Here is a 6,776-nt window from a genome sequence, read left to right as displayed (position 1 = left end):
GGGGGCGGTCTCGGCTAGCGCGCACTGGCTTGAGACGACGCCGAGGCGGCGTAACGATCAAACCACTCCAGAATGCCGCCCTCGGCCAGGGCCAGGGTGAGCGCGGCGCGGCGCTGTTCGTAGATTTTTTCCACCAGCATTTTTCGCGCGTCGAGCAGGTCGAGCTGGCCGCTGATGAGGTCGAGCTGGTTCATTTGCCCTTGTTCGACGCGCGTTTGGTTCTCCCGCGTCACCCGTTCGAGGGCGGTAACGGACTGCTGGTACTCCTTGGCCTCGCTGGTGGTTTGTTGCAGTTCCTCGTGAGCGACGAGAATTTCGTCGTGAATCAGCAGCGCCAGGCTTCTGAGAGTGTCGAGTGCTTGTTGTTTTTTGATGCGCGCGGCGGCGAGTTGGCTTTTGGCCGATTTCCCTCCGAGTGGAACATTGACCTGGAGGCCGACTTCCCAGAACTCATGCGGCCCATCAAGCTTGTTATGGGCCGAGCGGACGTCATCGCCCAGGCCGGTTTTGCCAAGGATGAAGCGCAGGTTGATGTCCGGCAGCGTCTGGTTGCGGGCGACTTCCAGACGCAGATCCTCTTGGGTCAGGACTTTTTTGGCCTCCTTGAATTCGGGCCGGTCGTTGATGAGTTGTTCCAGCCGGGAGAAATTCGGGCTCACCATGGGGATCAAGGCAAGCTGGGTTTCGCTCGGCAGCACGCCGGTGAGTTGGCGCTGTTCGGCGCCAATGAGCAAGCGCCTGGCCTCGGAGGCGGTGCGCCGCAGTTGACGCCGGGCGGCACTCACCTGGGCCGCGCGGCGGCGCAGGACCGAGCGGGAGAGATCCACCTGGGCGGCGCTGACGCGGCCTTCGTCGAATAATTTGGCGATTTGCTCGCCACGCCCACGCTCGTGCTCAAGCATCTGTTCGTCTAGCTTCAGACGCGCAAGGGCGAACTGCATGGTCGCGTAGGCGAGGTGAGCCTGATAGGCGACCGTCATGCGGGTTTTTTGCAGACGATCCGCGGTGATGCCTTGTTCTTGATAGGCGATGTCAATGCCGGCGCGGTTGACCTTGAGACCGGCGTTTTTAAACAGGGGCTGGGTGACCTCAAGGGCCGCCTCGGCGACGTTTTCGTTGCCATAAACGGCGTCGCTTTGCAGGCTGTTGGCCAGGTCTTCCATCTGGTAGTAGAGACGATAGTCGCCGCCCGTGGGCAGCATGCCCTTGACACCGACGGAATAATCCAGATCCCGGTATTCGTATTCGGTTTCGTAGAAGCGTTGCACCGCGCTTTCGGTGGTGTTTTCCTCAAAACCGTAGCTGCGCGCGATGTCCATCTGCAACGCGGGCTCGAAGATGGCTTCGGCGGTGATGCGCCCCTGCTCGCTGATCAGGCGATCCATTTGTCTTTGGCGGATGCTGTCATTCTCCGCCAGTGCCAGAGTGACGTACTCCTGTTCGCTCAACGGTAGGATGGGCAGCCTGTTTTCCGCCGCGATGTCAGCACCGGCGGCAAGCGCATTTGTGGCGACAAGGGCGGCGACAAGACCGCGCGGCAAAGCGGAAAACAGCCAAGTCCAAGCGACATCGCGCGGGCGCATCAAGGCGCCGCGCCATGCGCGGGTCTCGGGGTGTGATTTTGGGGAATGCACTTGCATCGCCGATGGGCCTGATGTTACTAGCCGGAATGGAAAAACAAGCGGCCAAGTGCCAATTTTTGGTTGGTCATGCCCTGCTCGAATTGGCGAAATCGTCGCGAAACTTTTTTACCTGATTGATGAATATCGGCGCGAATGGCCAGACGCGCCACTCACAAACACTCACAAATTCTCACAATGGCCGCTCGATGCGCGCGGCGGCGACAAAGCTCCGACGCTTCGCTGTCGCCGAAGGGTATTCGTGGCAATGGCGGTGAACCTATAGGTTGGTTCGTTGGTCAATCCGCTGGCGGTACACCGCGATTGAACACAATGGCCCTCAATGTCTCCCGGCGCGCTGATGGGGGTATAGCCTGTAATGGGTAATCCGCCGTCATCTACCGATTCAGAAAACGCCACGGATGCTTGCTCGTAGCCGAGCGTAGCAAGACCGATGGTCGGGTCCCTTGAACCGTGGACGAGTGGTCAACGGTCTGGAATATCGCGGTAAAAACTGTGTCACCATCAACCCTTGGGATGTAACATGCAGCGTTACATCCCGCCGCTGCGTTCTCTCACCCCAAAAAATAGTACCCTTCATTTGGCGTAGCCGTGCAGGTGGTTGATTCGCCATCGGGCACTTCGGAGGGGGCGCACACTACACTACCCGCCGCAGTGGGGGTCACGGCAGTCAAATGTCCACTATACCGCCACGGTGGCCCGCTCGTGCTTTCGGTCTGGCGCGCGGAATGATCACGGCGGCGATGATTCATCAGGAGTCCGCACCCATGACCTATTTGACTGATCATTATGTCAATTTTTTCACTGACTATGGCTTTAAGCGGTTGTTTGGCGAAGAACCGCATAAGGATTTGTTGCGCGATTTTCTAAACGCCTTGCTCCACGATGAGCAGGGCGAAATTGTCGATCTCACCTACCTGAAAGACGAGCAACTGGGCCGAACGCCGGTGGATCGCAAGGCGATCTTTGATCTGTACTGCGAAAACGAGCGTGGCGAGAAGTTTATTGTTGAGCTGCAAAAAGCGAAGCAGAATTTCTTTAAGGATCGCAGTGTTTTCTATTCGACTTTTCCCATTCAGCAGCAAGCCAAACGCGGCGATTGGGATTTTCGCCTCAATGCGGTCTATACCATTGGCATTCTGGATTTTGTTTTTGATGAGGATAAACAGGACAACGACAAATACCGCTACGACATCAAGCTACAGGATATTGATACCAATGAGGTGTTCTACGAGAAGCTGACCTTTATCTATCTGGAGATGCCCAAGTTCAACAAAGGCCTGGATCAGCTCGAAACCCATGTGGACAAATGGCTCTATGCCATTAAGCATCTGGATCGGCTCGATCACGTCCCGGATGCGCTGCGCGAGCGGGTGTTCGAGCGCTTCTTTGAGGTCGCCAGAATTGCCAATTTTAGCCGCGAGGAGTTGCAAAGCTACGAGGATAGTTTGAAATACTATCGTGATCTCAAAAACTCTTTTGACACGGCGCGGGAGGATGGCAGAAAAGAAGGTCGGGAAGAAGGCAGAAAGGAGGCTGTTCTCAGTATGGCGCGCGGGCTGCTCGACCTGCTCGATGATGACACCATTGCGCAAAAAACCGGTCTGGATTCTGCGACCATCGCTGCTTTGCGCAAGGAATCTCAAGGGTAAAAAGGCTCCTTACCAGATCTTTTGACCGATCTTCCTGGCCTTGCGTCGTCTCAGTGTGATGACCAAACAGCGCCTGGACCGCCGCATCAATGATATCGAAACCCTTCGCCGCGAAACCGCCGCTTGGGCCGAGCAACGCAACAAGGCGCAAATCGGCGTCGACTGGCAGTTCACCAACGAAAAAGCGCGCGTGAAGCTCAAGTATTTGTATCCGCAGATTAAGCTGAAATGAGGTACTAGCCGAAATGGAAAAACAAGCGGCCAAGTGCCAATTTTTGGTCAGTCATGCCCTGCTCGAATTGGCGAAATCGTCGCGAAACTTTTTTACCTGATTGATAAATATCGGCGCGAATGGCCAGACGCGCCACTCACAAATTCTCACAATGGCCGCTCGATGCGCGCGGCGGCAACAAAGCTGATTCCTCGGCCAAACACGGCTCGAACCGGCAGCGGCTGAGCGAATACTTCCATGGCCTTTTTGCGAAGGCGATAGAGCAGAGCTTCAATGCGGTGAAAGTCATCCGTGGCCGCCGAACCGCTGAGATAGCACAGCAGGTCGTCCTTGCTAATAATCTCGGCGGGACGCGACATGAGATAGTCAAGCAACTCGCTCTCGCGCGCGGTCAGCGCAAGCACCTGGCCAGCAGGCGCGCGCAGACGGCGGTCAAGCGGCTCGAGTATCCAGGGATTGGGCTGATCCTCGCGACGGCGTCGGCTGGCGTGGCCCAGGCGCCGCCACAGCGATTCGATACCGGCCTCCAACTCATGCAGATCGACCGGCTTGACGAAGTAGAGATCGGCGCCGCGTTGCAGTCCCTGGATGCGATCAGCGGTCGCGCCACGCGCGGTCAGGGCAATCAAGCCATAGCGATTGGCGGCGGCCAGATGCTCTATCAGGCTGAAACCGTCCTCGCCGGGCAGGCCGATATCAACGATGATGATCTGGGTCGGGCTGGTGGCCAGCTGCTTGTAGAGCGCCTCGGCCGAGCCAACTCCGCAGACTGCGTAGCCACGACTTCGCAGGAAGAGTTCAAGGTTATCGCGCAGCGGTGCTTCGTCCTCGACGATGGCGAGGCTGGCCCGAGCTGGATCAGTTGGGGTTGGATCGGAGAGAGAGTGAAGCATCTTGTCCAGATAGTAATGGCCCTACTCGCGAATCTCGCGGAAGGTGGATATGCCGATGGGAAGTTTCTTGCGTTTCATGGCTTAATCATAGCACCTTGGCATGCTGTGGCGGGGTTCGCGGTAGCACGGATCAGGAGGGGGTCGGTCAGTCATCCCGCGCCTTTATACGGCTTGAACATTTCATGGTTTGAACAAAGGAACGACAGGACATACCACCTTGATCCGCGCAGTCATCGTGTTTGGACGCCCCCCCCGAAGATGCTCCCGGCGCTGTGTTTGATGTTGAGCTTGGCGCTGGGCTGGAGCACTGTAAGCCAGGCCGAGGAGGGAGGGCGTCAGTGGCGCCTGGGCAATGATCTCGACTATGAGGTTTACCTGGATGATTCGGGAGCGCTCGGCGTTGAGCAGATCGCCGCGCTCGGGGCCGAGTCTTTCATACCGCAACCTGGCGTCCTGACGCTCGGCTATTCGCGCGCCGTCGCCTGGCTACGCTTCGAGCCGCCGCCGCTCGCTCCCCATCAGCGCTGGTGGTGGCTGGAGGTGGCGCCGAGTTTTCTCGACCAAGTCGATCTCTATCAGCACGACGGCACGGGTTGGACAGTGCGGCAAGTCGGCGACTGGCGGCTCTTCGCCGAGCGCCCCATCGCGCATCGGCACTTCATCTTTCCGCTCGACCCCGATGCGCCGGGGCCGCTGCTGCTGCGTTTGCAAAGCACCAGCTCGTTGGTGGGCATGCTCACCCTTTGGGAGCCATGCGCTTTCGTGGCGTCCGCGACGCGCGGCGCCTTGATCTGGGGGCTGCACCTGGGCGCAACCGGGATACTGGCGGTGGCCATAGCGCTGCTGGCCCTGGTGTTCAAACAGCGCGAGATGGCCGCCATCGCGCTGGCGGGTATGATCAATTTGGCCACCATGGTGGTGGTCAGGGGATTTCACGCCGAGTGGCTTTGGCCGTCGCAGCCGCTGGTGGCGAGCGCCGCGGTCGGCCTGGTGTCGTTCTGGGCGATGGCCAGCGCCACTTGGATGATGCGTGAACTGCTCACCCGAGGCACGCCGCATCGGTGGTTTGATAGCGGGCTGCTGGTGCTGATTGGGGTTTTTGCCGCGGCACCCTTGAGCCTGGCGCTGGATCGCTTTGGCGAGACCGCCATGCTGCTGTATGTGCTCCATGTATTGACGGCTCTGTGCGCGCTCTGGCTGGCGCTGGGGCAGGTTCGCCAGCACGGGAGCGTCTATGCCTGGGCCATGCTGGCGGCCTTTGTGCTCTATTTGGTGGCAATCATGCCGCTGGTGTTGATGTTGCTGGGCCTGCTGGAACGTGCCTCCCCGCTGATCAGTGCCTGGATCATCATTATGCCGGTGTTTCTCGCCCTCTCCGGCGTGGCGCAAGCGTGGCGTCTGCGTCAGGGTTTCCGCGCCATGGCCGTGGCGCGCGATCAGGCGCTTGCGCAGGCACGCGCCGCGAAGCATTATCTGGAGGGCGAGGTGCGGGAACGCACCACTGAGTTGATGCGTGCTCAGGAGCGCCTGCAAGACGCGCTGGCGTTCGAGCGACGGCTGCGCCTGGAACAGGGGCATCTCGTCGACATGCTGAGCCATGAGTTCCGAAATCCGCTGGCGATTGTGGACGCCGCGGCGACCAATCTGGTGGCGGTACCGCCAGCCGATGGCCAGGATATGCGCCGGCGCGTCGAACAAATCCGCCGCGCGGTCTCGAGTCTGGCGGAGCTCATCACCAACTATCTCAACAATCACTCATTGGAGCGTGATGCGTTCGAGGCGAAACTAACAAACACGCCGATTGCTCCATTGATCGACCAAGTCGCGGGTCAGGTTATCGCATCGCCTCGTCATAATCTGGTGGTGGATTTGTCGCGGGCTCCGGCGTCCTGGTGTCTCGACCCCTTTTTGATCCGGATGGCACTGAACAATCTGATTGACAACGCGTTCAAATACGCTCCGCCGGGTGGGGTATGGCTGGAGGCACGGACCGAGGGCGGCACGACAGCCGGGGCCGAGGCGCGGCTGGCGTTGTTGGTCTCGGACACCGGCGCCACAACCACCACCCAGGACGCCGAGCGGCTGTTTGGGAAGTTTCAGCGCGGACCTCGGGTCAGTGGCATTCGCGGCTCCGGTCTGGGTCTCTTTATCTGTCGCGGCATCGCCCAGGCGCATGGCGGCGATATCCGCCTGCGATTGGGCGAGGATAGCCCGCGTGGCGGCACCACCTTTGCAATCTGCCTGCCGCCGCGCGACCCTGATTGAATCGCCAGCCCGCTCCACAAAGCCTACAAAGCGCTAACACCCGCACACCAACCAGCGTCATCTTGCGGGGTGGCGACGCGCCATGTGCATGTGG

General features: G+C 59.5%; 8 protein-coding genes. 3 read left to right on the top strand and 5 right to left on the bottom strand.

Annotation, left to right across the window (positions count from 1 at the left end; translation table 11 throughout):
* Positions 1-14: 14 nt before the first annotated feature.
* From Thiowin_RS23040 to Thiowin_RS25540, 3 genes are all read right to left on the bottom strand, one after another.
* Positions 15-1,640 (bottom strand): TolC family protein, encoded by a 1,626-nt coding sequence (locus Thiowin_RS23040; RefSeq protein ID WP_328985308.1) that lies wholly within the window; start codon positions 1,638-1,640, stop codon positions 15-17.
* 20 nt (positions 1,641-1,660) lie between these two features.
* Positions 1,661-1,792 carry a hypothetical protein gene (locus Thiowin_RS23035; RefSeq protein ID WP_328985307.1) on the bottom strand — a complete coding sequence of 44 codons (132 nt, stop codon included), beginning with the start codon at positions 1,790-1,792 and terminating at the stop codon, positions 1,661-1,663.
* 402 nt (positions 1,793-2,194) lie between these two features.
* Positions 2,195-2,392 carry an InlB B-repeat-containing protein gene (locus Thiowin_RS25540; protein WP_408034128.1) on the bottom strand — a complete coding sequence of 66 codons (198 nt, stop codon included), beginning with the start codon at positions 2,390-2,392 and terminating at the stop codon, positions 2,195-2,197.
* A 15-nt stretch (positions 2,393-2,407) separates the two neighbouring features.
* Here Thiowin_RS25540 and Thiowin_RS23030 point away from each other — a divergent pair, with 15 nt between their 5' ends.
* Positions 2,408-3,292: an Rpn family recombination-promoting nuclease/putative transposase gene (locus Thiowin_RS23030; protein ID WP_328985306.1), complete on the top strand. Its 885-nt coding sequence runs from the start codon at positions 2,408-2,410 to the stop codon at positions 3,290-3,292.
* A 40-nt stretch (positions 3,293-3,332) separates the two neighbouring features.
* Complete coding sequence (locus tag Thiowin_RS23025; protein WP_328985305.1) at positions 3,333-3,524, top strand: hypothetical protein; 192 nt, start codon at positions 3,333-3,335, stop codon at positions 3,522-3,524.
* A 4-nt stretch (positions 3,525-3,528) separates the two neighbouring features.
* Here the strand turns inward: Thiowin_RS23025 and Thiowin_RS23020 are convergent, their stop codons facing one another.
* Positions 3,529-3,660, bottom strand: coding sequence for a hypothetical protein (locus Thiowin_RS23020; RefSeq protein WP_328985304.1), 132 nt, complete (start codon positions 3,658-3,660; stop codon positions 3,529-3,531).
* Positions 3,661-3,670: 10 nt separating this feature from the next.
* The gene (locus tag Thiowin_RS23015; RefSeq protein WP_328985303.1) at positions 3,671-4,417 is read right to left on the bottom strand and encodes a response regulator transcription factor; all 747 of its coding nucleotides are present in this window, start codon (positions 4,415-4,417) and stop codon (positions 3,671-3,673) included.
* A 279-nt stretch (positions 4,418-4,696) separates the two neighbouring features.
* On the opposite strand from Thiowin_RS23015, the gene Thiowin_RS23010 reads away from it, so the two are divergent.
* The gene (locus Thiowin_RS23010; RefSeq protein ID WP_328985302.1) at positions 4,697-6,682 is read left to right on the top strand and encodes a sensor histidine kinase; all 1,986 of its coding nucleotides are present in this window, start codon (positions 4,697-4,699) and stop codon (positions 6,680-6,682) included.
* Positions 6,683-6,776: the final 94 nt, after the last annotated feature.

The sequence above is a fragment of the Thiorhodovibrio winogradskyi genome (assembly GCF_036208045.1).
Lineage (GTDB): Bacteria > Pseudomonadota > Gammaproteobacteria > Chromatiales > Chromatiaceae > Thiorhodovibrio > Thiorhodovibrio winogradskyi.
The sequence above is the reverse complement of the archived record's forward strand: the minus strand, read 5'-3'. Positions and strand labels throughout refer to the sequence as shown.

What these genes read in the sequence shown, in the direction of transcription:
- Thiowin_RS25540 (WP_408034128.1), bottom strand. Translation starts at nt 2,392, where the DNA reads ATGAATCATCGCCGCCGTGATCATTCCGCGCGCCAGACCGAAAGCACG.
- Thiowin_RS23030 (WP_328985306.1), top strand. Translation starts at nt 2,408, where the DNA reads ATGACCTATTTGACTGATCATTATGTCAATTTTTTCACTGACTATGGC.
- Thiowin_RS23010 (WP_328985302.1), top strand. Translation starts at nt 4,697, where the DNA reads ATGTTGAGCTTGGCGCTGGGCTGGAGCACTGTAAGCCAGGCCGAGGAG.
- Thiowin_RS23040 (WP_328985308.1), bottom strand. Translation starts at nt 1,640, where the DNA reads ATGCAAGTGCATTCCCCAAAATCACACCCCGAGACCCGCGCATGGCGC.
- Thiowin_RS23015 (WP_328985303.1), bottom strand. Translation starts at nt 4,417, where the DNA reads ATGCTTCACTCTCTCTCCGATCCAACCCCAACTGATCCAGCTCGGGCC.